General features: G+C 39.5%; 20 protein-coding genes. 12 read left to right on the top strand and 8 right to left on the bottom strand.

Annotated features, from left to right (window positions below):
- Window positions 1-27 precede the first annotated feature (27 nt).
- A complete protein-coding gene (locus B9A58_RS20085) occupies window positions 28-1,020 on the bottom strand; it encodes an SDR family oxidoreductase (RefSeq protein WP_084374784.1) in 993 nt (330 codons plus the stop codon).
- Between the two features lie 317 nt (window positions 1,021-1,337).
- Here B9A58_RS20085 and B9A58_RS20080 point away from each other — a divergent pair, with 317 nt between their 5' ends.
- Both B9A58_RS20080 and B9A58_RS20075 read left to right on the top strand, forming a co-directional pair.
- On the top strand, window positions 1,338-1,787 hold the full coding sequence (locus tag B9A58_RS20080; protein ID WP_084374782.1) for a hypothetical protein: 450 nt from the start codon (window positions 1,338-1,340) through the stop codon (window positions 1,785-1,787).
- Between the two features lie 103 nt (window positions 1,788-1,890).
- The gene (locus B9A58_RS20075) at window positions 1,891-4,092 is read left to right on the top strand and encodes a B12-binding domain-containing radical SAM protein (RefSeq protein ID WP_084374780.1); all 2,202 of its coding nucleotides are present in this window, start codon (window positions 1,891-1,893) and stop codon (window positions 4,090-4,092) included.
- Window positions 4,093-4,298: 206 nt separating this feature from the next.
- Here B9A58_RS20075 and B9A58_RS20070 read toward each other — a convergent pair whose 3' ends face one another.
- The gene (locus tag B9A58_RS20070) at window positions 4,299-4,916 is read right to left on the bottom strand and encodes a histidine phosphatase family protein (protein ID WP_084374778.1); all 618 of its coding nucleotides are present in this window, start codon (window positions 4,914-4,916) and stop codon (window positions 4,299-4,301) included.
- Between the two features lie 110 nt (window positions 4,917-5,026).
- On the opposite strand from B9A58_RS20070, the gene B9A58_RS20065 reads away from it, so the two are divergent.
- Genes B9A58_RS20065 through B9A58_RS20045 form a run of 5 tightly spaced genes read left to right on the top strand, consistent with a single transcriptional unit; the run spans window position 5,027 to window position 9,693 of the window.
- Entirely contained in the window at window positions 5,027-5,392 is a 366-nt protein-coding gene (locus B9A58_RS20065; protein ID WP_245827122.1) for a hotdog fold thioesterase, read from the top strand.
- A complete protein-coding gene (locus tag B9A58_RS20060; protein ID WP_084374774.1) occupies window positions 5,392-6,612 on the top strand; it encodes a chorismate-binding protein in 1,221 nt (406 codons plus the stop codon). The genes B9A58_RS20065 and B9A58_RS20060 overlap by 1 nt, the downstream gene beginning before the upstream one ends.
- Window positions 6,613-8,286: a 2-succinyl-5-enolpyruvyl-6-hydroxy-3-cyclohexene-1-carboxylic-acid synthase gene (gene menD, locus B9A58_RS20055; protein ID WP_084374772.1), complete on the top strand. Its 1,674-nt coding sequence runs from the start codon at window positions 6,613-6,615 to the stop codon at window positions 8,284-8,286.
- 39 nt (window positions 8,287-8,325) lie between these two features.
- Window positions 8,326-9,150, top strand: coding sequence for a 1,4-dihydroxy-2-naphthoyl-CoA synthase (menB, locus tag B9A58_RS20050; RefSeq protein WP_084374770.1), 825 nt, complete (start codon window positions 8,326-8,328; stop codon window positions 9,148-9,150).
- Between the two features lie 3 nt (window positions 9,151-9,153).
- Window positions 9,154-9,693 (top strand): DUF4136 domain-containing protein, encoded by a 540-nt coding sequence (locus B9A58_RS20045; protein ID WP_084374768.1) that lies wholly within the window; start codon window positions 9,154-9,156, stop codon window positions 9,691-9,693.
- Here the strand turns inward: B9A58_RS20045 and B9A58_RS20040 are convergent.
- Window positions 9,677-10,762 (bottom strand): C40 family peptidase, encoded by a 1,086-nt coding sequence (locus tag B9A58_RS20040; protein WP_139793999.1) that lies wholly within the window; start codon window positions 10,760-10,762, stop codon window positions 9,677-9,679. The genes B9A58_RS20045 and B9A58_RS20040 overlap by 17 nt on opposite strands.
- Before the next feature lie 222 nt (window positions 10,763-10,984).
- On the opposite strand from B9A58_RS20040, the gene hisS reads away from it, so the two are divergent.
- From hisS to B9A58_RS20015, 5 genes are read left to right on the top strand one after another with little or no spacing between them, the layout of a single operon-like run.
- On the top strand, window positions 10,985-12,361 hold the full coding sequence (gene hisS, locus B9A58_RS20035) for a histidine--tRNA ligase (RefSeq protein WP_084374823.1): 1,377 nt from the start codon (window positions 10,985-10,987) through the stop codon (window positions 12,359-12,361).
- 51 nt (window positions 12,362-12,412) lie between these two features.
- The gene (locus B9A58_RS20030; protein WP_139793998.1) at window positions 12,413-14,308 is read left to right on the top strand and encodes a T9SS type B sorting domain-containing protein; all 1,896 of its coding nucleotides are present in this window, start codon (window positions 12,413-12,415) and stop codon (window positions 14,306-14,308) included.
- A gap of 4 nt (window positions 14,309-14,312) precedes the next feature.
- Window positions 14,313-14,651 (top strand): YbaB/EbfC family nucleoid-associated protein, encoded by a 339-nt coding sequence (locus B9A58_RS20025; protein WP_084374762.1) that lies wholly within the window; start codon window positions 14,313-14,315, stop codon window positions 14,649-14,651.
- The gene (locus B9A58_RS20020) at window positions 14,644-15,654 is read left to right on the top strand and encodes a glycosyltransferase family 2 protein (protein WP_084374760.1); all 1,011 of its coding nucleotides are present in this window, start codon (window positions 14,644-14,646) and stop codon (window positions 15,652-15,654) included. Before B9A58_RS20025 ends, B9A58_RS20020 begins: the two co-directional genes overlap by 8 nt.
- 5 nt (window positions 15,655-15,659) lie before the next feature.
- On the top strand, window positions 15,660-16,673 hold the full coding sequence (locus tag B9A58_RS20015) for a metallophosphoesterase family protein (protein WP_176214860.1): 1,014 nt from the start codon (window positions 15,660-15,662) through the stop codon (window positions 16,671-16,673).
- Here the strand turns inward: B9A58_RS20015 and B9A58_RS20010 are convergent.
- The 5 genes from B9A58_RS20010 to B9A58_RS19990 form a co-directional block, all read right to left on the bottom strand.
- On the bottom strand, window positions 16,670-18,127 hold the full coding sequence (locus B9A58_RS20010; protein ID WP_084374757.1) for a DUF5723 family protein: 1,458 nt from the start codon (window positions 18,125-18,127) through the stop codon (window positions 16,670-16,672). The genes B9A58_RS20015 and B9A58_RS20010 overlap by 4 nt on opposite strands.
- Entirely contained in the window at window positions 18,124-19,722 is a 1,599-nt protein-coding gene (locus B9A58_RS20005) for a hypothetical protein (RefSeq protein WP_139793997.1), read from the bottom strand. Before B9A58_RS20005 ends, B9A58_RS20010 begins: the two co-directional genes overlap by 4 nt.
- Window positions 19,723-20,138: 416 nt before the next feature.
- Complete coding sequence (locus B9A58_RS20000; protein ID WP_317042082.1) at window positions 20,139-21,116, bottom strand: NADPH:quinone oxidoreductase family protein; 978 nt, start codon at window positions 21,114-21,116, stop codon at window positions 20,139-20,141.
- Between the two features lie 16 nt (window positions 21,117-21,132).
- A complete protein-coding gene (locus B9A58_RS19995; protein WP_262502059.1) occupies window positions 21,133-24,234 on the bottom strand; it encodes a UvrD-helicase domain-containing protein in 3,102 nt (1,033 codons plus the stop codon).
- A gap of 113 nt (window positions 24,235-24,347) precedes the next feature.
- Window positions 24,348-26,135, bottom strand: coding sequence for an ATP-binding protein (locus B9A58_RS19990; RefSeq protein ID WP_084374751.1), 1,788 nt, complete (start codon window positions 26,133-26,135; stop codon window positions 24,348-24,350).
- Between the last annotated feature and the right edge of the window lie 12 nt (window positions 26,136-26,147).

Here is a 26,147-nt window from a genome sequence, read left to right as displayed (position 1 = left end):
TCTAAACCCCTAAAACGATTTTTACATTTATTTATTGGATTGATGCGTGTCCCAAAACCATTTTACTGTTTCTTTCAATCCATTCTGGAAATTAAATTTTGGATCATAACCCAACAAACGTTTGGCTTTCTCAATACTGGCTAATGAATGTGGAATATCTCCTTGACGCTCTGGGCCGTAAGCAATCTCTATATTATTGATCTCTGGGTCAAACTCGCTTAAATATTTCTGTAGCCAATGAGTTAGATCATTGAGTGTGTTTCTCTCACCGTGAGCCGTATTATAGACTTCATTTAATGCCGTCTCTTTTGTGGTACTCAATGCCAACAAATTCAGCTGAATCACATTGTCAATGTAAGTGAAATCACGAGAATAAGAACCATCTCCATTGATCACTGGAGGCTCATGATTGATCAAAGATTTGATAAATCTGGGTATCACTGCAGCATATCCCCCGTCAGGATCTTGGCGTCGGCCGAACACATTAAAGTACCTTAAACCAATCGTGTTCAATCCGTAAGTTTTGTTGAATATATCAGCATATAGTTCATTGACATATTTAGTAATCGCATAAGGGGACAATGGTCTGCCAATCCTTTCTTCAATTTTAGGTAAGGCTTCAGAATCACCATAAGTAGATGAACTGGCAGCATAAATAAATCGATCAACTTTGGCGTCCTTAGCTGCTACAAGCATATTCAAAAAACCAGAGACATTGACCTCATTGGTTGTTATTGGATCGTTGATAGAACGAGGCACAGAACCAAGAGCTGCTTGATGTAAAATAAAATCTACATCCATCACTGCAGCATGACAAACCGCTATATCACGGATATCACCCTCTATCAGAGAAAATCCGGGATCTTTTAGCGAATGTTCTATATTCTCCCTTTTGCCAGTGGAAAAATTATCCAAACAAACAACGGTATTATCAAGTGTTAACAGCTTTTCACAAAGATTAGAGCCAATAAAACCAGCACCACCAGTAACCAAAATTTTTTTTCCACTCACTAACTCCATAGGCGCAAATTAAAAAGAATATTCTCAGATAAACTGAATCCACTCACATTCTAATCATAGGATAAATTCCATGGTTTATCGAAAAAATATGAGGAATGGCCTGAAATTTCGTCTATTAGCAAAACAATCATTTACGTTTTGAATAATTATCAAAATAAATGAGGGTAAACCTTTGAATTGTTGTTTATAAAATATCCTGCTCGAAACATAATAATGGAAAACATTATCGAGTTTTAAAAGTGTGTTATGAATTGATCTCTTGAGATCTATTGGTTCGATCGGTGGGTCGGATCTTTGAAATAAAAAATGTTAAGCAGATGAAAAAATTAGTAGCCGTGCTATTGGTCAGTGCTCTAGGAGCAACCGCGACCGCCCAGGAAATCTCATCCTATTCTCAGTATAAAATCAACGAAGGTGTGAGCGTTGAAGTAAAAAAATTAAAACGTGTGGAGCAATATGGGTGGGACAACTTCGAAGTTGTCTATCGCCTGAAAAACAACACAGACTTTGACTTATTCAAATTAGACCTTACTCTGTATTTGGTTGACAAGCATGATCGTGAAGTGGGGACTGTTGAGATTCACGATTTTAAAGTGCCGAAAAATTCTGATGAAGAATATCATTATGTTGATCTTCATTCTCCATACGTCAATGAAAAGTTTGACAAAATAGTGGTGGTAAAAAACAACATTGAAGTACAGGTAGATACTCCTAGAGCCGTCAGCATTGCTAAGATCAATTGTGAGCCTACATTCAGCATGAAGTAAAAGAAAATTAAACAGGTAATAAAGAGGGTGACTCTATTGAGTTTCCCTCTTTTTGTTTTTTTGACCGTGGTATTTAGAAGACAATTACGAACTTTACAGGTACATGGCGTCTTCGATCAAAACCCTACTACTCACACCACCTTTCACCCAGCTCAATACACCGTATCCAGCCACGGCTTATCTCAAAGGTTTTTTGAACACCATTGATGGTCACGCAAGTCAGGCAGATTTAGGTATGGATGTCATTCTCGCTCTATTCACCCGGAAGGGACTCATAAAACTTTTCGAAGCAGCCTCCAATTCCACCTTATCCAAAACATCCAATGAGCGAAGAATCCTCAGTTTACGTGATGAATATTTATCTACCATTGAACCTGTAATTACGTTTCTACAAAACAAAAATCCAACCCTGGCCTACTCCATAGCAGAAAGAGATTATCTACCTGAGGCCTCACGGTTTGAGCAACTGGATGATTTGGAATGGGCCTTTGGTCATTTAGGTATTCAAGACAAGGCTCGACATCTGGCCACGCTCTATTTAGAAGATTTAGCTGATTTCATCAAAAACACCATTGATCCGTATTTTGGTTTTAGCAGGTACGCCGAACGACTGAGCCTATCTGTACAATCTTTCGACCCTTTATACACCTCTTTGAACCTTGCACCATCATTTACAGATGAGATCCTTTTTGAATGCATTCAACCAAGAATGGAATCAGAAAAACCTGGATTAGTTTGTCTGTCTGTGCCTTTCCCTGGTAATTTATATGGCGCATTGCGCTGCGGTCAATATATCAAAGCCCATTACCCAGAAGTAAAACTGGCCATGGGTGGTGGGTATCCCAACACAGAGCTACGCACCTTAAAAGATATTCGAATATTTGAATTTGTTGACTATATCACGCTGGATGATGGCGAAAGACCCCTTCAACTATTATTAGATCACCTAGAAGGCGCATGCGAAACGACCAACCTGAAAAGAACACTATTACTCCAAAACGGAGCTGTCAAATACATCAATGACTCGACAAGCCCAGACGTTCCTTTTAGTCATACAGGGACACCAGACTACGAAGGGCTTGAGTTGAGCAGATACCTTTCCGTAATTGAAATCACAAACCCCATGCACAGACTCTGGAGTGATGGACGCTGGAACAAACTCACCATGGCACATGGCTGCTACTGGAAGAAGTGCACCTTCTGTGATATCTCTCTTGATTATATCAAGAATTACGAACCCATAAGTGCAGCTATCATCTGTGATAGAATGGAGGATCAAATCAGTCAGACGGGTGAGACAGGTTTTCATTTTGTAGATGAAGCCGCTCCACCTGCTTTGATGAGGGAAGTAGCTATTGAAATCCTAAAGAGAAAGCTGAAAGTAACTTGGTGGACAAATATCAGGTTTGAAAAACGTTTCACTCCTGACCTTTGCAGACTGCTCAAAGCATCTGGATGTATTGCCGTGTCAGGTGGACTAGAAGTGGCTTCAGATAGGCTCTTAGAAAAAATACAGAAAGGAGTTACTGTAGCTCAAGTGGCTCAAGTTGCTGACAATTTCACGGCAAGTGGAATCATGGTACATGCCTACCTGATGTATGGATTTCCTACACAAACTGAACAAGAAACCATTGACTCGTTGGAAATGGTACGTCAGCTATTCGAACTGGGCGTGATCCAATCTGGCTTCTGGCATCAGTTTGCCATGACTGCACATAGCCCCGTGGGTATGACGCCTGAAGCTTTTGGCGCGAAGTCTCTATTGGCAGAGGCTGGGAGCTTTGCTCATAATGACTTACCTCATGAGGATCCAGAAGGTGGTGACCACTCACTTTTCAGTAATGGATTGAAGAAATCACTGTTCAACTATATGCATGGTGCTTGTTTTGATTTCCCACTTCAAGAATGGTTTGATTTTGAAATTCCTGACACTACTGTTTCTGAATTCGATATAGAAATGGCTATTCAAAATAATCCAGGTACGCCAGTGAGCAAGGGTACAAAACTGATCTGGATTCATGCCAGACCTTTAGTCTCCTTCTATACCAAGAAGCAAAAAGGAACCCAAGAGAGCAAGTGTAAGTTCGAAATACACACGAATCAAAGCACAGAAATTGCAGTATTTACAGAAGCTCAGGGTAAAACATTAGATGCATTGTTTGAGAGGCTCATGCCAAATTCAAATACACCAACCTTGGATGAATTTCGAAAATCCTATGACTCAGCTGGATCAGAAAAATTTGATAAACTAATAAAAAGTCAAGGTTGGCAAACTATACGAAAAACAGGATTACTATTCGTTTGAGTCAGAAATTGTTAATTTAGAGGCATTTAGATAGGAAATTGTAAAAAACCAAAACCCGGCTTCACCGGGTTTTGGGCTGAGTTAGCATTTTTAAAGATGGATTAAATCTCGCTTACTATGCCGTGCCAACCGTTCAAGGACGGCTTCGGGTATTTAAGTTAATCAATATTCAGATCAAGAACAATGGAGATGAACAGAATAAATTCTCAAAGGTTTAAATATTTTGTACTTGCGTGCTGAACGACTTTGTACTGCCCTTTGACGTATTGCATCTGATATAGGCAAAGATTGGCATGCTCGAAGACATCCATCTTTTGAAGCGGATAGTTCAGCAACCAACAAACCAACATTCGCATAGCTCTTCCATGTGTAGCAATCAATACATTTTGCTCTGACTCGTTGTTCATAATATGCTTCATGGCTTCCTTTTGCCTTTTCATCACTTCTAGTGGCGTTTCTCCTTCTCCCACAGCCAACTCCAAATTTCCCTGAGCCCAACCTGCAATCGTATCTAAATAGATTTTATGCATGACTGGATCATAAGGTTGACCCTCATGTTTTCCCCAGCTGATTTCATCCAATCCACCATGGCTTTCATAAGGAATCCCTAAATCAATGAATTGTTGCACTGATTCTTTGGTCCTTTTTAAATCGGATGTATAGATCTTATCAAAAGGCACGTGCTTAAAAGCTTGGTAGAATTCATTCGCTTGTTGTCTTCCCGTAGCATTTATAGACGAATCTATCCCTCTGCCTTGCACTTTATTTTCTAGATTGTAATCGGTCTGGCCATGTCGGATGATGTATATATTTTTGGTTTTCAAGCGAATTGTCTTTTTGTTTGTAACAGGCGAATATAACCCACGAATTGAAAGAAAGAATGTTCCTTCCCACGTTTACCCTCGAAGGTATAAATGCCTTCTCAAAAAACACCATGACTGAGCACATAGGTATAGAATTTACCGAAATCGGAGAGGATTTCGTAAAAGCCACCATGCCAGTAGACAGCCGAACGGTCCAACCATTTAGAATGCTACATGGTGGAGCATCAGTAGTCTTAGCAGAATCACTTGGCAGTGTGGCAGCTACCATGACAGTTGATCCTAACGAGAAATATTGTGTTGGGCTCGATATCAATGCCAACCATATCAAAGCCGTAAAGAACGGCATAGTAGAAGGAATTGCCAGACCCTTGCATGTAGGAAAAAAAACACAAGTTTGGGAGATAAAAATCACCAACGAAGAAAAACAACTCGTATGTGTAAGTAGAATAACCATGGCTGTGATTGATAAAAAATAATGGAATTAAGTAAACAAACTACTCATCCTATCCCTGACACTGTTTTTCTTGAAAAGCTGGAGAATTTCTTTAGTACAGGTATAAAAATGGATTTGCCATTTGCTATTTGGAGAAATCCAAGAGAGACCATCATTCATTCTACTCTACAACTCGATCAGGAAAGTGAAGTCCCTGATGAAATTGAAAATGCACCTACTGGTTTTATGGTCAGCCCTTTTGAGGCATCTGAACGCCATGAAAGCCAATTCATAAAATCAGATGTACTCCTTGATAGTGATCTTAATGAAATTTTACTTGCACCCGGCTTCAATGATAAGGAAGGACGGTACGAGAATTTTCTTAAGCAATACGCCATTGTCAATGAAGATAAGCGGTTTGACTACAAGGACTTTCTAGAAGCTCCTACCCCATTCAAATCCACCAAGGACTCTTACCTTACACTGGTTCAAAAATGCAAAGAATCCATATCAGAAGGCTATTATCAAAAAATTGTACCCTCTCGACGTGAAAAGTTCAGAACGGAGAAGAACTTCCATCCTGTCAAAGAATTAATTAAGCTGTGTGAAGCTTATGAAAATGCTTTTGTGTCATTGGTTTACCTTCCTAGTCAAGGGTTATGGCTAGGTGCTACACCCGAGCTTTTGATTTCAGTAGACGAAGCTTACAATTTCGAAACTATCTCTTTAGCAGGCACCCAAGAAATCAGACCTGGGTTTGAATTGGCACAAGTGAGTTGGACACAAAAAGAAATTGAGGAGCAAGCTCTTGTGAGTAGATATATCGTCAACTGTTTTAAGAAAATAAGGCTACGTGAGTTCGACGAATATGGCCCAAAGACAGTCAAGGCGGGCAATTTAATCCACTTGAAGACCACATTTAAAGTCAATATGCAAGAAGTGAATTTCCCTCAATTAGGCAGTGTCATGCTCGATTTGCTCCACCCTACTTCTGCAGTCTGTGGCATGCCCATGATACCAGCCGCCAAGTTTTTACAAGAAAATGAAGCCTATGACAGGGAATACTATAGTGGCTATTTAGGGCCGGTAAAGTATGACGGTCAAACAGCACTCTACGTGAATCTTCGTTGTGCCAAAATCTATAAAAATGACATGATCTTGTTCGCAGGAGCAGGCGTGACAGAAGACAGTGACCCTGAGAAAGAATGGGTAGAAACAGAAATTAAGTTTCAAACGCTACTCAATGTTATTCAAGCCCAATAGATGAATCTTCAGCCCGTATTTGATCTAGTTCAGATTTGCCATTTAAAGGGTATAAAACACGCCGTGATTTCTCCTGGCTCTCGCAACGCAGCACTGACAATCGCCTTTGCCAGACACCCTGAAATCAAATGCTTTAGTGTTCCTGATGAGCGCTCAGCTGCTTTTATTGCTTTAGGCTTGAGCTTAAAAAGCAAGACACCTACCGTATTGATTTGTACCTCTGGCTCTGCTGCACTGAATTATGCTCCTGCTGTTGCTGAAGCTTACTTCAATCAAGTACCTCTACTGATTCTATCAGCTGACCGGCCACCAGAATGGATTGGTCAGCGTGATGGTCAGACCATCTATCAAAAGAACCTTTTCGGCAAGCATGCCAAACAATCATTTGACTTCCCTTCGCTTCTGGAAGGAGAAGAATCCATAAAACAAGGGTATCAAATGATCAATGACGCAATAGATACGTGCCTAGCTGATGGGCAAGGGCCAGTACATATCAATATCCCATTTAGGGAACCCTTCTACCCTACGTCTAGCGACAATTTTGACTACAATATGAGCTTAGCCATACCTGGCAGAACTCCTGACATTTCGGTAGAACGGAAACAGAATCTAGGTGAACTGAGCCAATTCAAAAAGATTTTGATAGTAGTTGGCCAAGAGCAAAAAAACATGGAGCTCAATAAGATGCTGAGCCAGATTTCTACTGAATATCAGATTCCAGTTGTAGCTGACATTATCTCGAATGCTCATGAAGTGGAAGGTGTAATTTCAAGTCAAGATGTATTTCTTAAAGGGCTTGAAAATCAAAATCTCCAGCCTGATTTATTGATTACCATAGGCCTGTCAGTGATCAGCAAAAACCTAAAGCTCTATTTAAGAAAGTACAGGCCTAAAGTGCATTGGCATGTTAGAGATGAAGAAAACGCACCCGACACTTACCTTTCACTTACCAAGCACTTCAAAACAGATGCTGCTGAGTTTCTTACTGAAGCAATACAGCTGCTTGCTCAACGTGACTTGCAGTTGGGTTTCTTTTCTGCATGGCAGGAAATCAACGCCAAAACCAAAGTTCATATAAAGCAATTTAGCACCTCTGCGTTTTCAGACTTCGGCTGTTACAAAAAAGTGATGGCTGCTCTTCCCTCTGGCTCAGATTTGCATTTGGCCAACAGCATGGCTGTAAGATACGCCAACGTCATTGGCCTGACGGCAGCCCAAGATATAGAGGTGTATGGCAACAGAGGAACCAGTGGTATTGATGGATCCAACAGTACGGCCGTAGGCACTGCACTCATGACGGATAAATCCACATTCCTCTTGACTGGCGACATGGCATTTCTCTATGATCGCAATGCATTTTGGCACAATCATCTACCAGATAATCTTAGCATTGTAGTTTTCAACAATCATGGAGGTGGCATTTTCAGGATGATTGATGGGCCTTCAAGACAACCAGAACTTGAAGAATTTTTCGAAACTCGCCAACTTAACGATGCCAAACTATTGGCTCAAGAGTATGGCTTTGAATATCTTCCTTGTCTTTCCGAAAAAGAGCTAGACCAAAACTTAAAGACTTTTGTCAAATCTGGAAAAAGAAAAATATTAGAAATATTTACAGATGCCGAAGAAAGCAAGCAGGCATACAAAGAATTATTTAGGAATTTACCCAAATGACCAATTAGCCAATTATTTTTGGCCTCAAAATTTAGAAATATGAGTACAACGTTCGACTGGAAATCAATCAAAGAATATTCCGATATCAAATTCGAGTTTTTTGAAGGTATCGCTAAAATAACCATCAATCGTCCTGAGGTATACAACGCCTTTCGACCTGAAACGAACAACCAGATGATAGAAGCCATGGACATCTGCCGCGAGCGCACAGATATCAACGTGGTGATCTTGACCGGTACTGGAGACAAAGCGTTTTGCTCTGGTGGAGACCAAAATGTAAAAGGAGTAGGTGGCTATGTAGGAGAAGATGGCGTACCACGTCTCAACGTACTAGATCTACACAAAAGGATCAGATCATTGCCTAAACCAGTGATTGCAATGGTAAATGGATATGCGATTGGTGGAGGACATGTGCTTCACGTCGTGTGTGATTTGACTATTGCTTCAGACAACGCAAAATTCGGACAGACAGGACCTAAAGTGGGAAGCTTTGATGGTGGGTTTGGCTCTTCTTATCTGGCCAGACACGTGGGTCAAAAGAAAGCCAGAGAAATTTGGTTCTTGTGTGAACAGTATACGGCAGATGAAGCAGAAAAAATGGGCATGGTGAATAAAGTGGTTTCTCTAGAAGAGTTGGAAGCCACTACTGTGAAATGGTGCAAGACCATTATGAAAAGAAGTCCATTAGCCATAAGAATGATCAAGCGCAGCCTGAATGCAGAACTGGACGGTCAGCATGGCTTGATGGAAATGGCAGGTGATGCTACTTTGATGTATTACCTGATGGAAGAAGCACAGGAAGGTAAAAATGCATTTCTGGAAAAGAGAGACCCTGATTTCGACAAGTTCCCTAAGTTTCCTTAATCTATGAAATTATCAGTTTGGTTCATCATTCTTTTACTTTGTCAAACTTGCGCAACGCCCAAGGTGATTAAGTTTTTGAATGATGAATTGGACTATAGTAAATACTATACCTATCGTCTGATTCATTATAAAAGTGACGACAAGTCCTATTCACCAGAGGGGATGGCTTTTTTCGGCGAAATAGAAATGGCTATTTCTCAGAATATGGCTGCTAAGGGCTATGAACAAGCAGACAAACCAGACCTCATTGCCAGATACGAAATAGTATCTACCACTGTCACAGAAAGCAATACAAGAAATTATGACCCGTATGGGTATAACAATTATTACTTTCCCCAAGATGCTAGAAAACATACTGAAGGGATTATACTCATAGAGTTAAGGGATCGTAAACAAAAGAAACTCGTATGGCAAGGCAGTCTGGATCTGAAGTACAAAATGAAAAAAGAAGTCCAGCTGACCATGCTAGAATCAATCAATATAATATTCGAAAGCTATCCCTATCAAGCGGGGTCTAATGAGAGGATTACTTCTGAAAAGTAAGCTCTGTTTTTAAATCAACAATATTCCCCTCTCCGTTTTTCAAATACCTTCTACTTCCTAGGTAACGATTCTTATTAAACTCATCATAATTTGGCGAATTCTCGTCAATCGAACTTATTCTCACTTGTTTGGAAGCATGGATAAATTCGCTATTATCTAACCAAATACCAACGTGGGTGGTTCTTTGTTTGGTTGAATCTGTGGCTGGCTTACCAAAAAATAGTAAATCGCCTTTTTCCAAATTCTCAAATTTCAAATCAGCATCCACTACCACGCCAGCATTCACCTGCTGAGAGGCATCTCTTGGAATAATCAGTCCATTCATCCAATAAACCGTTTTGGTGAATCCACTACAATCCATTCCTTTAGAGGAAGTGCCTCCCCACAAATAGGGCGTACCCATTAGTGATCGCGCATAGGACTCAATCAAATCACCAGTTGGCTCCAGTGCAGTCAACCAAACTTGGTAATCCAAAGCACTGTCTTTACTCACCTTTCCTGTTCTACCATCTGGAAATCGTACAAGCCAAGCCTCTTTTGTTTCGCTTATTTTCTCTAAAATATTCCCCAAAATCACGTCAGAAACTATGTTTTCCTGATCATCTGCTACTATGGCATGGTTAGAAGTAATAATCACCTTTTCGACATTTTCCCAAACAGCAAAATCCTCCTCAGATTTCAAAGAAACACCTCCATGATCTACCCAAGCGATATAATCATCCGGCGTTTGAACCAAATACCACTCGCCTGTAATTTTTAGTACTTTCATTACTGTTCCAAGAATGGCCTGTGTAGCGAGTTCAGCAGAATGTTTTGGGTTAGACCTCAAATTAGCCACTGAGTTATTCACAATAGCGTGTTTATAGGCATAGGTAGATTCGTCTGGTAGCAAATTGATTTGACTCTCAAGTTCATGTTCAGAAAGTTGATCAACCAAGATTTCCAAAGCCTCAGGCTGATCAGTTTCTCCTTTTAGAACCAATCGCCCATTATCAAATGCTGCTTCTACTTTAAAAATTGCTACTCGTCCATCTGGCACATATTGCGCTTTGAGACTATCAATTAGCATTACAACCTCTGTCGGCACACAGGTTAGTTTATTTTGCTGGCAAGCAAATACGATAAAAATCAGAAAGATGAATAAAAGGAATTGCCGAACCATAGTTATTTTGAATGTTGGAAATCTGCTAATCTATTAAACTATTATCTCAACATTGATAAAATTCATTTATAATGAATAATTACATTGTTTTGGTGCAGGTCGATTCATAGTTTTGCTGCAAACAATAATATTTCAATGCAGAAGCCTTCCATCCCAAGAGGAACACGTGATTTTGGGCCATTACAAATGGCCAAGAGAAACTATATTTTCAATACCATTCGTGAAGTATACGAACAATATGGGTTTGCTCAGTTAGAAACTCCCACCATGGAGAATCTTTCTGTGCTTACAGGGAAATATGGTGATGAAGGCGATCAATTACTTTTTAAGGTATTAAATTCTGGGGATTTCCTTTCCAAAACTCAAGCACAGGATTATTCGGCTGGCAGCAAAACTATGCTGACAAAAATATCAGAGAAGGGTCTCAGGTATGACCTCACTGTTCCATTCGCGCGCTATGTAGTTATGCACAGGAATGAAATTTCATTCCCATTCAAAAGATATCAGATCCAACCAGTCTGGCGAGCAGATCGTCCACAGAGAGGTAGATACAGAGAATTTTATCAATGTGATGCAGATGTAGTAGGTACAAATTCTCTTCTTTGTGAAGCTGAAATCATAGCTATGATCAATGAGGTATTTAATGGACTGAAACTTTCAGACTTTACCATTAAGCTTAATAATAGAAAAATATTAGTAGGCATCACTGAGGTCATTGGTGCCGAAGGCAAAGAAGCAGATTTCTGTGTGGCCATTGACAAATTGGATAAAATTGGTTTGGATAAAGTCAATGAAGAATTGATACAAAGAGGTTTCAGCCAAGAAAGTATCAAATTGCTGAAACCAGTCTTTGAATTTGAAGGAACTATCAATGACAAACTGGCATTCCTTAAAGACTACTTTAGTGCAAGCGAAACTGGACTCCAGGGCGTAAAAGAAACTGAGGAAATCCTGAGCCATCTTCAATCTTATGAACTGGAGGATAATCATTTGGAACTCGACCTTACACTTGCGCGCGGTCTCTCCTACTACACAGGGACAATTTTCGAAGTAAAAGCTAATGGCGTGCAAATTGGCAGTATTACAGGGGGCGGACGGTACGACAATCTTACAGGTGTATTTGGACTCAAAGATATTTCTGGCGTGGGCATATCCTTTGGTGTAGATAGAATTTATGATGTGCTCGAAGAACTTGACTTGTACCCTGAATCCACGGCTACTCAAGTACAGGTAATGATTGTCAACTTTGGAGAGGAAATGATGAATAAAGGAATAGCCTTACTGCAGGGTTTGAGAAAAGAAGGAATTCGAGCTGAAATGTATCCTGATACAGCTAAGATGAAGAAACAGATGTCTTATGCTAATAATCTTAATATTCCATTCGTTGTCCTCATAGGCGAAGATGAAATCGCAACTGGCAACTATACTTTGAAAAATATGATTGATGGTGAGCAAGCCGCTTACAAAATCAATGATCTTATTTCTAAAATCAAGAATAGTCGCTAGATTGATAACTTTTAATTGACAGTTCGTCAAACCATTGAGTAGACAATCAAATTGAAGCATCTCCAATACACATTACTCCTCACTTTGTGCTTTTTTAGCCCATGGGCTTCTGCCCAGCACACAAGTATTTTAGGAAGGTTTGATATAGATTATATCAAGGGATGTACTGGAATGACCATCAATGTAACCGTGAATGAAGGTACAGGGGTTCAATTCTATTATGAAGGGTTTGACGGCAGTGGTGGTGACTTTACAGATTTCAATTACACCTATACCACGGCAGGTGATTTTTATGTCTCCATGGGCTCAAATGAACACGATGGATTCGACTCTATATTAGTAGAAGTAAAAGAGCCTCTTTTACCAGATTTCACCATTCACAATTGCGCCTCTCATAATGTAAGAGTTGAAATTGAAGATGACTATTACGACTCTTACTTTGTAGATTTTGACGGACTTTCCAACGAAGAGCTGCCCCCATTGTCATTTACCTCACAGGTCAACTTTGGCACACAAGGCACTTACAGAATTGATGTTTCTGGTAGATTCAACGATGCCAATAATTCTACGTGTGGTACAGATAATCAAGCCTTTAATAGTATCAACTCAATTACCAGTCCTGTTTTGACATCCGTAGAGACCACGGATGAGGCAATCAGTGGTGAAATTCAGTTGGGCTTCACTCTTGGTGATGATATTATATATAACTTAGAGAGCTCCACGAACGGCACTGAAAACTTCGAATTTGGATCAATTATTACAGGCGCTACAGCAGTATTGTCAGATATTAGCACGCAAGATGATTTTCACTGCTTCCGAATCAATACCTACGACGCATGCAACGAGGTGACTTTTCTATCAGACATTATTTGTTCTGTTTATTTCGACGTAGAAGGCACAGATCAAGCCAACACCATCACCTGGCAAACAGACACCATAGAGGCGGAATCATACAATATCATCAGGGATGGTGATCTATTATTGAATATTACAAATTCATCAACAGTAAGCTATGATGATAGTCAGGTCATTTGCAATAAAGAATATGTGTACAATGTACAACCCATTTTTGCCAGTGGTTCATCAGTTTCTGTAGATACGGCTGTGATTGCCAACAAATCAGAGGAACTTCCAGCAGTTAGTTATCCCTCTTCCACGGTTAATCTTGAAAACGATGTGGAGCTCACTTGGGGACCACCAGATACAGGAGAAATTCCATTCAGAAGATACATAATAGAACGAAATATTAGAGATCGTTCGTGGCGATTCTATGACTATTCTGATGACACTACTTTCGTGGATACAGAAGCCAATTTCTTGGGTCAGCATGCTTATCGAATCAGATATGATGATGATTGTGGGAATCTGGCCACGCCCTCACCTTCTACCATACCCATCATTATTCAACAAGGTGGGGTGCGAGGTAAAGAAGTCATTTTCAGCTGGAACAAATATGAGACATGGCTCAATGGTATTCGAAATTATACCATTGAAAGGCTAGACGATACAGGTAATGTATTGGAAGAATATTCCGTATTTAGTGGTCGTGAGAAGGCGGTCACATTCTCCCCCAATGATTCCGAAAACAAGTATATTCGGGTACGTGCCGAGTCTTTGGACGTCACACCACAATTCAGCTATTCCAACATTATACTAACAGAACTAAATACAACTATGTTTCTGCCTAATGTCTTCACGCCTGACAATGATGGATTGAATGATAGGTTTGTGGCAAAAGGGCCAAAAGTTTTTAATTTTGAAATGGAAGTGTACAGCAGATGGGGCGTACTTATTTTTTCTACTTCTGATAATTTTAATGGCTGGGATGGCACCATCAATGATAAAGATGCACCTGAAGGCACCTATATCTTTAAAATATATTTTGAAGATGCAGAAGGTAGAAAATATGACCAGTCTGGGTCAATGTTACTCATGAGAAAAGGATAGCGATATGTTTGATATGATGAAAATGATGGGCAAAGTGAAGGAGGTTCAGGAAAAAATGAAAGAAGCCCAAGCCACCCTTGCTCAAATAGAAATAGAAGGTGAATCTGGTGCTGGGCTGGTTAAGGCCACGGTGAACGGTCAAAAAAAAGTAATCAAAGTCTCTATTGACGATTCTTTAGTCAATACTGCAGACAAGGACATTGTACAAGATTTGATTGTTGCAGCCATCAACAAAGCCATGGATGAAGCTGACATCCTGGCCAAAGAGCATATCCAAAAACAAACGGAAGGTATGATGCCTAATATTCCAGGATTCGACTTAGGCAATATGTTTAATGGCTAATACAGCCGTTGTCATATTAAACTATAATGGTGCTCAGTTTCTAGAGCAGTTCTTACCCTCGGTCATTCAACACAGCACAAGTGCTGAAGTTATTGTAGCGGACAATGCTTCCAAGGACAATTCCCTGTCTTTTTTGAAGGAGAATTACCCAAACTTGAAACTCATCGTGTTTGAGGAAAACCTGGGATATACAGGTGGTTATAATGAAGCCCTCAAACAACTCAACTATGAGTACTGTGTCCTTCTCAATTCCGACATAGAAGTAACTCCCAATTGGATAATTCCTGTAACCGATTTTATGAACGATCACCCTGAAGTAGCCGCATGTCAGCCAAAGATTCTCGACTTCAATCAAAAGGAAAAATTTGAATATGCAGGTGCTGCAGGTGGCTATTTGGACTTCATGGGTTTCCCCTATTGTCGCGGCCGAGTTTTTGATACACTTGAGAACGATCAAGGTCAATTTGATGAGATTATTCCCTTACATTGGGCTACTGGTGCCTGCATGTTTGTAAGAACTGCAGATTTTATGTCAGCTGGAGGTTTTGACACAGATTTTTTTGCGCACATGGAGGAAATTGACTTGTGTTGGCGCATGCGTGCCTTGGGCAAATCGCTCTATTGCATTCCAGAAAGTGTAGTCCACCATGTAGGTGGCGGCACCCTTAACAAACTAAATCCGAGAAAGACCTACCTCAATTTTAGAAACAACCTATCTCTTCTATTTAAAAATGAAAATGCACTGAGTTTGATATGGAAACTTCCCTTCAAGTTCATGCTAGATTGGGCAGCAGCCTTGAAATTTGGCTTCGACCAATCTTGGGCACATAGCTGGGCAGTCATTCGTGCACATTTAGATTTTATACTGCTAACACCTAAAAACATTAAGAAAAGAAGATTGATCTCTAAAACGAACCATAGTGTTCAAAACTCTCCCTTTCTTTTGCCGTATCAATACTTCATCAAGAGTCGAAAGACCTTCTTTGAACTCCATCAAAAATAATAGACGTGACAGCTGACAATATCAGCATTTTACTATTTTCTGACACCCATATTGGGTTTGATCATCCACCTACTAATAAGCCAACCAAAAATAGAAGACGCGGATTCGACTTTTTCCACAATTTCAAATTAGTCATTGATCAGGCCATAGCCTTAAAGGTGGACTATGTTATTCATTGTGGTGATGTCTTTGAGAAGCACAACGTCCCAGCCTTCCTAGTAGATCAGACTTATGCCCAATTCCTTAGGTTGGCTAATGATGACATTCAAGTTTTCATCGTGCCTGGGAATCACGAAAGGTCTGTGTTACCGCCTTCTCTATTTCTCAATCATCCAAATATTCACCTCTTTGACAATCCCAAAACTTATACTCTTCCAGGGCTTTCCATTTCAGGTTTCCCATATTTCAAAGGAGACGTGCGGACACTATTCCCTACATTAAAAAACACTTTTGAAAACAACATCAATAAGGACGATTTCAATATTCTTTGTGTACATCACGCGATTGATGGCGTAAAAGCAGGCTTTAATTTTTTTGAATTCAAAAACAGAAAGGACACCCTAAACATCAAGGACTTGCCTGGATCGTTTGACATGATCTTATCTGGACACATCCACAAATATCAGATTTTGCAAACGCAGTCAAAGTCGGGACAAACCATACCAATTGTGTACAGTGGCTCTACTGAGCGAACCATGTTCGACGAAATAAACGAAATCAAGGGCTATCATACATTGAATATCAAAGACAAGTCCTTTGATCATCAATTTCACCCCATTGAAACACGTCCTATGTACAGCATTGATCTAAAGACAGAATCACTAACTGTTGACAGTCTACCAGGCTTTCTAGCAGAGAGAATGAAAGACTTTGAAAAAGATGCGATTGTTCAGATTATTGCCAAAAGCGAAGACATTCTATTTGAACTATCCAGCCTGCGAACTGACGGGTTTTTCTCCAGTTCAATGAATGTCATGATCTCTGGGTTTTCGACCTTGTATAAGCGTAAAGGAGATTAATCAATTTCTTCTAAATGATCTAAATTATATTCTTCAGGAAAAGGGCTTAGTTTATCCTTAATCTTCTTTTCTTTTGGTTGCACCTCAAGGAGATCTCCATCGTTGCCTTTTTGCTTTTTCTTTTCCGAACGGCGACCAAATAGAAAATTCATTCCTACACGAACATTCATATTTTGCATTTTCCGAACGTCCGTAAAACCGACAAAATTATCGACAGAAGTATAGAGTTGAACAATCCCTAGTCTAGCACCAAATCCAGCACCCACAGCAAATCCTTGTTTTGGCTTTCGGGACACAGTGGTAGATACAGTCAGCATACGTCCCACGCGATGCGTGTAGCCTGCACCATAGGTGAAACCCAAGTTGCCAAGATCATTTCTTGCCAATATGGTAGCTGTAACTGTTCCTTTAGGGATTACCTTATATGCACCTGAAACCAAGAAACGGGTGTTCAGCTTTGTTTTAAAACTACCTCCAGTGACTTCCCTATAACCAAACAGTTGCTCAAGTGTGTCAGTCAAGACTTCCCCAATATCATCAAGATTCTTTAAGTCCAGGCCTCCAAATGTTGCTTCAGATTCGAGCAACTCATAATTCTTTACTCCTTCAGTCCAGTTGATACTACCAATATCATTGACAGCTAAAGCTACTTTCAACTTGGGTGAAATCTGCAAATCAGCCCCAAAATCAAAACCCACCCCAGTATTGTCATTACTGATCAGGTAATCACTTTCGCTCATTGAATCAAAACCTGCTGTATAAATAATGGGCTGATTGGTACCCACATGAATGTGATTGTCTTCATCTGTAAAGAAGCTCACCTGTGCACCTTCATCTACCTGCGCCTGTGCAAATCCTTGCAGGTATTTCACCTTGAGCCCCACTCTCAACTGCTTATTACCTAAAATGGTAAGTTGATGAGAATATCCAATGCCATATTCTCGGTAGTATGTACCAGATACATTGAGGTTTCGCTCAGCGACCTCCTCCCCTACAAAATCACCATTACCATTGAGTAAATATCCCAAAACTTCTTTTGGATAATATAAACTCGATTTAGCTCTTTCATTTGCGAATATTTGCACTGCACTAGAGCGCCCAATATGAAAACCAACTTGAAACAAAGACACGGCTCCATCAAAACTCAGGCGATCCCCATTTTTCAAAGTGGATAGCAATTTTTCAGGAACAAATTGTACAGAATCAGAACCCTCAATAGGGTCAAAAATATCATTGTATGTAAAACTATTATTAACATTTACACTCACTCCAGAAATCACTGGAAACGAAATATAGAAATCAGCATCTGGAAAAAATACTGGATTATATATACTGTTCTGTGGTGTTAATTCTCCTAAGTGATAAAAAGTTAGGTCGCTTTGTGCCTGCCCTGAGTTCGCTAGCCCAAGTAGCAACATAATAACTAAAAAGGTAAGTCTTGTATTTCTGATCATAGCTCTATAGTTACTTCACCAGCAAGTGATAATTCAATTTTCAATACATAGTCCGCATATAATGTAACATAGCGATCAACTTCCGCCTCGAATGTAGATAGGTTTACAGTAGCTAAAATTTTATGTGCATGAAGCAGTGCGTCAATGCCTTCAGTATCCAAGTCGATTTCTGAACTAGATACTTCTGGTTCAATACTTCTGCCGCCAGATCCTACGTCAGGGGAGTCTATTCCAACAGCATCAAGCAAAGTGTACAAAGTATTTTCCTCTTCATCTACGAAATGAAGGTCAATGGTGCCTGCAAATGGTATCTCATTAGTCGCCACAATGCTGAATGCAATACGATCGGCTTTTTCAATGTCAGACAAGTCCATTTCAAAATCAAAATCAACTGAAAATCCATCCATCTGAAATTGTAGCGGAATGTCGATGACACTGACTACTTCTATTTCACTTTCCTCAAGCATGAAATTATTATCAAGCGTACTACTTGCTGGATTAGGTATTCCTGAAATAGAAAAGTCCATCAACACAGGTGTCGAGTTCAACAACTCGTTGATGTTGCTATTTTCCTTATTCAGTTCTATCGTATCTCTTTTTATTTCTCCTTCTACTTCTGGAGAGGATACAAATCCGTCAATTCCCGAAGATGGATTTTCGACAAATAACACTTCACTGTTATCTGCTGCGACTGCCTTGATCTCATCAAACGATAGTTCAAAATCAAGTCCGAAAGAATTTTTAGTAATTAGTAATACTCGTGGGTCTTCTAGCTTCAAACCATCACCAGAAAATTCATCAAAAGCTGATATATCAATCGTTTGGCTTTGTAGGTCTAAAGGATCATTTCCGAAAAAACCATACACCTTTGAAAATGCTGGGTTGTTAAAGGCCAAATTGAATATCATCTTATCAGTAGATAAAATTTGTGATCCGGTTTCAAAACTGATGGTACCTGTCACATGCACGGCAAATTCGTTTTCATCCAGTGCATTTTTATAAAACAAAGACTTTAGTCCATTCAAAGACCTGGAATAGGTATCTGTCACAGTACTGCCTGTATAGGTCAATTCTTTGGACTGCGTCAAATCCAAATTGGTCTCCGTAATTCTTGTCCCTTCTATCACCCAGGTATAGTCTATATCTCCTTCGAAAGAGGATTCCATAAAAAAGTCGAGGGTGCCAGAATTATAAAAAACTGAATCTATTTCCTCACCATTATTGGCAGGGAAAGAAAACACAAAAGTTTCCTCTATTTCAATTTCGTAATCAACAGGTGTAGACGGAACATCTTCGCCTGGAGCAAATTCTTCTACATTACTCACTGAGCTGATGGCAATCAAGGATTCATTGTCACTAAAGAGTGTACTGTCCCTGAATAGGATGGACATGGTCTGATCCTCATCGTTTACTTCCAAGGATTCCTGATCCAAGTCTTCCAGCAGCTCCAATACAGTATACTCGGCAGCACCTAGATTCAATACAATGTGTGGGGAATACGTGCCTAGCTTTTCCTTTCCCAATTCGTCTATATGACAGGAGGATGCTAGCAATAGACAGGACAAGACGGACGTCCTTGCAAAATTCTTTCTCATAGTCTTAAAAAGATCAAATGCAATATTACCCTACACTGCATTAAGAACATCTAATTAGTATTCTAAAATTTGATTTAATTGAATTTTTTCGATGAGTGACCCATCAAATATTGATAAACAATAGATTTTATTGGATTAATTACAGAATTTCAAGTTTAAACATTGGAAGATTGGATGTTAAAATTGTGTGATTTTTATTTCAGCTTTTTGATATTGCCTTTTGAATTGATTATTTTAGTTAGCTAAAATTAAATCAACCTATAGCCAATCATATTAATCCGTTTTTCAATTTCCCTTCTACTTTCAAAGACGATGCATAATTAGCTTTGGAGCATCTATCCAAGAAGGTGGAAAAAGAAAAAAAGGGTCACTCGTTGAGTGGCCCTTTTGCTTTTTCATCAAAGTAATTGCATTTATCAAGGCTCGAAAATGATCTTGCCTTTTACTTTTTTGCTTGTTAATTCCTCCATAGCCGCTGCCACCTCTTCAAGAGGATACTTCTTGTGAATCTGAGCCTTCACCTTTCCCTCTTTCAGCCACTCCACAATCGTCATGAAATTCTCAGCATTCACTTGAGGTTCATTTCTAAAGAAACCACCCCAAAAGACCCCCATGATAGAACACCCTTTGAGTAAAGGCAGGTTCAAAGGAATTTTAGGAATTTCGCCTGCAGCAAAACCCACCACTAGGTATCTGCCCTTCCATGCTATAGCTCTTAATGCTGGCTCAGTAAATCGATCTCCAATGGGGTCATAAATCACATCTACACCCTTCCCGTTCGTCAGAGCCTTAGCCTGATTCTTAAGATCTTCTTTGCTATAATTAATTGTTAAGTCTGCCCCTATGGATTTACAATAGTCTAACTTTTCATCAGTGCTCGCAGCGGCAATCACTTGAGCGCCTAAGGCCTTTCCAATTTGAATAGCTGCGGTACCTACGCCTCCTGCTGCGCCCAACACCATCAAAGTCTCACCTGTCTTCAGTTCTGCTCGATTGACCAAAGCATGGTAAGAAGTGCCAAAAGTCATCATTGTGGAGGCGGCTTGTTCGAAGCTGATGCGATCTGGCAATGGAAACACATTTGAGACCTTGCCCCTCACTTCCTGGGCAAAACCTCCCCAGCCAGTACCTGCCATCACACAATCACCCGCCTTTAGATGAGTAACTCCATCTCCTATTTCTTTTACAATTCCAGCTACTTCTCCTCCTGGAGAAAACGGCATCTCAGGCTGAAATTGATATTTTCCTTCAATGATCAATGTATCTGGGAAATTTAAGCCACTGGCCTTCACTTCAATAATGACCTCTCCATGATCTGGAACTAATGATTCTATTTCCTTAATTACCAAATTTTCAGGTGGACCATAAGACTCACACAGTACTGCTTTCATCATATTAGTTTTTTAAAAATTATACGCCCAGCACATCTGGCTCTGAGAGATAAATGAGATAACCATCCACATGATCATATCCCATTTCTCCTAAAATATTTTTGTACTCAGTCACCTGTCGCAAATGACTTTCTGATCGTGCTCCCGTTTTGTAATCGATCACAATGGCTTTGTTATCACTAACAATGACACGATCCGGTCTTTTAAGTTTTCCATTGGTCAACAGAATAGAAGATTCATTCTTAACTTCCCAGCGTTCATCAAACCAACCTGCAATCTGAGGTTTATCCCATATCTCCCTCAATTTCAATTTGATATCAGCCATTTCATGATCAGACAATCCAAATTTGATCTGAGCCTTGTCCAATGCCATGGCGAAGTCTTTGCGTGAATGAATCATGGAAAAGATCCAATGAATGATCTCACCATAATTGATCGATTCTATCACTGTCTCTTCTAGAATACTAGCCTTCTGTCTCAGCTTCACCCTATCTGCTGGTGGAGAGTCATCTACTGCAGATAAAGACACTTGATCAGATGAGTCGCCTTTGTATTCACTATAAGCTGGCAACTTACCCATCTCAATCACCTCCAACTCTTCATGAATCAGAGACTTATTCTTGGCATAATTAAATAGAATATCTCCAACTTGAGTTATTCCTCTAGAGTTGGTATTTACCTGAGATAGAATAAATAATGCTTCCTCAGCTCTCGTGAGTGCGACATAGAGTAGATTCAAATTATCCAAATAGATGTCTGACTTTTCAAGATAAAAGTCCTTGGCAAAAACGGTTTGTGACAAATCATTTTTGTAACGAACAGGCACATAGGGCACTTGTTCCAAAACAGACGAACCGTTTGTTTTGCACCAGAGCAATTGCTCGTTGGTACCCGAATGATCGAGCTTCCATTGGCAATATGGTATGATAACTACCTTAAATTGGAGCCCCTTAGACTTATGCACGGTCATCAAGCGCATAGATTCCTGATCTTCAGAAACTTGTATGGATCTGGTATCGTGATCACTCCACCAGATCAAGAAGTCCGTCAAGCTATCTTTTTCATACTTTAGGTAATCCAGAATCAAGTCCTGAAAAGCAAGCAGATAGGCATGGTCAGCCACATGATTGAATAACTTATAATGATGGATAATAGTCTCAACCATTTGAGACATATTCATCTTTTGGAGTTCATCCATCTGACTGAGGATTTCTTCGGCTGATGTGATGACTTTCGCTCGTTGACCATATTGCTGACAGGCATAGTTGAGTTGAGCCATGGTCAAAGCCTGATTAGGATTAGCCACCCAAGCGAGGCTTTGTAAAATCAAATGAACGGCGGGATTATTTTTAATGAACAATGACTCATTAGAGATAATATCATACCTATAGCCATCATCACCAGCTTGCATGGCATGAGCCATCAAGCCTTGCGCAATCTTTCTCCCTTGTGGATTGGTCCGTACAAGAATTGCAATATCATTCAATTGATAGTTTGCGTCCTGAAGTCGTTGAATGTTCTTCACCAATTCAGCAATAACAAACTCATCTGGCTCCTCTATCTCGTCACTCTTTTCATAGAATTGAATATTTATCAATCCTTCTCCTGATTCATCAAAAAGCTGCTGTGTGCTTCCAGCATAAGCGGCATTCATATTCAAATTGGCCTGTATGGCGTCACCTAGATTGGTGCCCAAATGGCTTTCAAGCATTTCAGGTGCCTGATTAAACAAATCATTATTGAACTCTACAATATTTTGCTTACTTCTTCTATTGGTACTTAGGCCTTCATCCTGAATAAAATCTTCTCCTATATCCTTTCTGATCTGCTCCAAAAGAATTTTCCAATTGCCTCCACGCCATCTATAGATCGACTGCTTGATATCCCCAACCACCATAGAGAAATTGCCAGCACTCAGCGTGTCTTGAATTAAAGGTTTGAAGTTGTTCCACTGCAAACCACTGGTATCTTGGAACTCATCAATTAGGTAGTGTTTATACCTTGTACCCACTTTTTCATATATGTATGGCGCGTCACTATCAATGATGATTTCATTAAGGAAAACAGGGAAATCAGAAATAAGTAAAAGGTCATTAATTTCCCGATAATCATTAATCTCCTCTGAGATTCTGGACAATAAACCAAAAGTATAGATGTACTTTATGACCTGTTGGAGTGATTGGTACTCTTTATTATACTTGAAATAATAATCTATGGCTGCTGACAAATAATCAGCCAGTCCATCTGTCAGGGCATTCTCAATGGCGATACCAGTATCCGAACCCTTGCTATACCACTTACCTTGCTCTAGCGCATCGTAGACTCGCTTGCCTGGCTCGGCAAAGTCTCCATCGACCACTTTATCTATATAACCACCTACCCCTGCCGCCTTATAGGTAAAATCATCTCTTGTCAAATGATGATTCTCAAGAACGGATTTTAGGTTGGCCCCAATTTTTCTCATGTCTTGCACCAGTTCCTCTCTTCTTTGATTAAGACTTAGGATGAAATCATGAATAAAATTGGGCTGATTCAATTGATCAAAGACTTTGTGTTTGTTCAGCACCAAAAATTCATTGAACAGCTCTCCTGACAGGTTCTTGATATCATTTCTGGTATCCCATGACTTGCCCTGATTGATTTGATAAATAGCAAAATCCGTCAACCACTTAATCAACTGTGGATCATCAGCCATATCCATCAGCATTTGATCAATCACCTCGGAAATTACTTTAGGCTGATCCAACTCAATTTTAAAACCAGTCTGAATGCCAATTTCACGTGCGAAAGATCGTACGATCTTCTGAAAAAAAGCATCAATGGTGGTAACGGCAAAAAAGGAATAGTTGTGCAGGATACTTCTGAGCAACGCATCTGAGCGAGCCGATAGTTGTTTTTCATCAATCCTCAACTCCCTCATCAAATCAGATGACATAGCATGCTGACCTTTGGCCAATTGCTCCAGGGTATCCAAAATTCTGGATTTCATTTCCTCTGTCGCCTTATTGGTGAAGGTAACTGCCAGTACTGTTTTGAAATAGTCGGGATACTGCAAGGCCAGACGTATATAGTTGTAGGTGAGGATATAAGTTTTGCCTGACCCAGCAGAGGCGCGATATATGCTGAAGTTTTTGATTGCTGTAGTAAATTACGGTTATTCTAAGTAAGTATATACGAAGGTCTCAAACAAAAAAGGCGAAGAATAATTTCTTCGCCTTTACAACTGTATTAAATCTAAACTGCAATAAGGTCAATGTTTAATATTTCTGCTTCTATTTCTTCTATTATCTCAATTGTTGTTTGTTCTACTTGCCTCATGTGCTCAAATTTAACTTCATTTGAAAGTTGTTTTTTGTTATGACTTACAAAGAGTTTTTTACTCTCTTGCATCAAATCCATGAGCCTTATAATCTCAAAGTTGTTGATGCTTGCATAAATTTTATGCCTGATATTGCTTAGTTCGTTCAAATCGTCATTCATTAAACTAGAAGAATATTCAGTAATAAAATTTTGAAAAGCTTTGACAGACATACTAAGAACTTTCTTCAAAAATTGCATATCTCCTTTTGCGAGGTTTCTCATATAGTCAAATTTCAAATCCAAAGAATGATCGCTTATACGTGAACCACGCACATCTTTCATTTCCTTAATATTTGAATTCTTTTTGGTGCTAGGTTTTACGTATTTCGATATGGTCTTGTAAAGTTCTGCAGGATTGATAGGTTTTGATACAATATCATTCATTCCTGAATCGAATACTTCAGAAGAAACCTCACTTATTGAAGCTGCTGTCAGTGCAACAATTGGGAGGTTTCTGTATTTATTTCTAGGGAGTTTTCTAATCTCGGAGGTGGCAATAAACCCATCCATTACTGGCATTTGAAGATCCATCAAAACCAAATCAAACTGCTCTGATATTATACTATTTATGGCTTCCATCCCATTTTCTGCATAGGCGGTTATAACCTCCCATTCGGTAAGGAATTTTTCAACCACTAATCTATTTACTGCAATATCTTCGACTATCAATATTTTAGATCCTTTAAGACTTAAGTCAAGATAGTTGGTATTCCCTCTGTGACTTTCTTTGATTACCATTTCATTTGGCAATTCGAAGGGTATAGTAATCTTAAAATTGGAGCCCACACTAGGTTCACTTTCGACATTTATCTTACCTCCCTGTAATTCGATCAACTGCTTAGTAATGGTCAATCCTAAGCCAGTACCACCAAATTTTCGATTAATCTTTGAATCCGCTTGATTAAATTGTTCAAAGATTTGTTTGATTTTATCCTCTGATATTCCAATCCCGCTATCTGACACACTGATCTCTAGTGCAATTACTTTTTCATCAATGGTTTGAAATTGCGCATCTACTCTAACAGTACCATTCATGGTGAATTTGACTGCATTGCTTACCAAGTTGTTCAATATCTGAATGAACCTTGTAGGGTCACCAACCAAAAACTCAGGCAAATTCTCATCAATAGATTTAATCAACTTGCAATTTTGTTCGTTGGCCTTCATTCTCATAGATTCCAGCACTCCACTTATGGTGCTGATAACATTAAAAGGAGTAGATTCGAAATTTACCTTTCCTGCTTCTATTTTATTAAAATCAAGAACGTTGTTTATAATAGCAAGTAGATTATCTCCTGACCATCGAAGATTTTGGATATAGGTCAACTGATCAGTTCGTGGTGATTCATGCATCAAAATATGACCTATACCAATGATAGCATTAAGAGGAGTTCGAATCTCATGACTAATCATTGACAAGAACTCTGCTTTTGCTTTTGTTGCCATCTCGGCTTTTTGCTTTTCCTTATTTAGTTCTTCTATTATTAATTCGGATTCTTTTTTTTTGTATTTGATATCCTCACTGAGTTCAAGTAAAGCGACAAGTACCTCTTTGTACTTATCATCTTTCTCCTTTTCTATTATTTGCTCAGTAACTCGGCTTTCTCCATTTGCGATATGCAGGAGTTCGTCTAATACCAAATTTTGAAAATCGTTTCTCATATTACCTGAAAA

Source organism: Reichenbachiella faecimaris, assembly GCF_900176375.1.
Lineage (GTDB): Bacteria > Bacteroidota > Bacteroidia > Cytophagales > Cyclobacteriaceae > Reichenbachiella > Reichenbachiella faecimaris.
This window is presented reverse-complemented; position numbering and strand designations above follow the sequence as displayed.

What these genes read in the sequence shown, in the direction of transcription:
- B9A58_RS20085 (WP_084374784.1), bottom strand. Translation starts at nt 1,020, where the DNA reads ATGGAGTTAGTGAGTGGAAAAAAAATTTTGGTTACTGGTGGTGCTGGT.
- B9A58_RS20080 (WP_084374782.1), top strand. Translation starts at nt 1,338, where the DNA reads ATGAAAAAATTAGTAGCCGTGCTATTGGTCAGTGCTCTAGGAGCAACC.
- B9A58_RS20075 (WP_084374780.1), top strand. Translation starts at nt 1,891, where the DNA reads ATGGCGTCTTCGATCAAAACCCTACTACTCACACCACCTTTCACCCAG.
- B9A58_RS20065 (WP_245827122.1), top strand. Translation starts at nt 5,027, where the DNA reads ATGACTGAGCACATAGGTATAGAATTTACCGAAATCGGAGAGGATTTC.
- B9A58_RS20060 (WP_084374774.1), top strand. Translation starts at nt 5,392, where the DNA reads ATGGAATTAAGTAAACAAACTACTCATCCTATCCCTGACACTGTTTTT.
- menD (WP_084374772.1), top strand. Translation starts at nt 6,613, where the DNA reads ATGAATCTTCAGCCCGTATTTGATCTAGTTCAGATTTGCCATTTAAAG.
- menB (WP_084374770.1), top strand. Translation starts at nt 8,326, where the DNA reads ATGAGTACAACGTTCGACTGGAAATCAATCAAAGAATATTCCGATATC.
- B9A58_RS20045 (WP_084374768.1), top strand. Translation starts at nt 9,154, where the DNA reads ATGAAATTATCAGTTTGGTTCATCATTCTTTTACTTTGTCAAACTTGC.
- B9A58_RS20040 (WP_139793999.1), bottom strand. Translation starts at nt 10,762, where the DNA reads ATGCTAATTGATAGTCTCAAAGCGCAATATGTGCCAGATGGACGAGTA.
- B9A58_RS20025 (WP_084374762.1), top strand. Translation starts at nt 14,313, where the DNA reads ATGTTTGATATGATGAAAATGATGGGCAAAGTGAAGGAGGTTCAGGAA.
- B9A58_RS20020 (WP_084374760.1), top strand. Translation starts at nt 14,644, where the DNA reads ATGGCTAATACAGCCGTTGTCATATTAAACTATAATGGTGCTCAGTTT.
- B9A58_RS20010 (WP_084374757.1), bottom strand. Translation starts at nt 18,127, where the DNA reads ATGATCAGAAATACAAGACTTACCTTTTTAGTTATTATGTTGCTACTT.
- B9A58_RS20005 (WP_139793997.1), bottom strand. Translation starts at nt 19,722, where the DNA reads ATGAGAAAGAATTTTGCAAGGACGTCCGTCTTGTCCTGTCTATTGCTA.
- B9A58_RS20000 (WP_317042082.1), bottom strand. Translation starts at nt 21,116, where the DNA reads ATGATGAAAGCAGTACTGTGTGAGTCTTATGGTCCACCTGAAAATTTG.
- B9A58_RS19990 (WP_084374751.1), bottom strand. Translation starts at nt 26,135, where the DNA reads ATGAGAAACGATTTTCAAAATTTGGTATTAGACGAACTCCTGCATATC.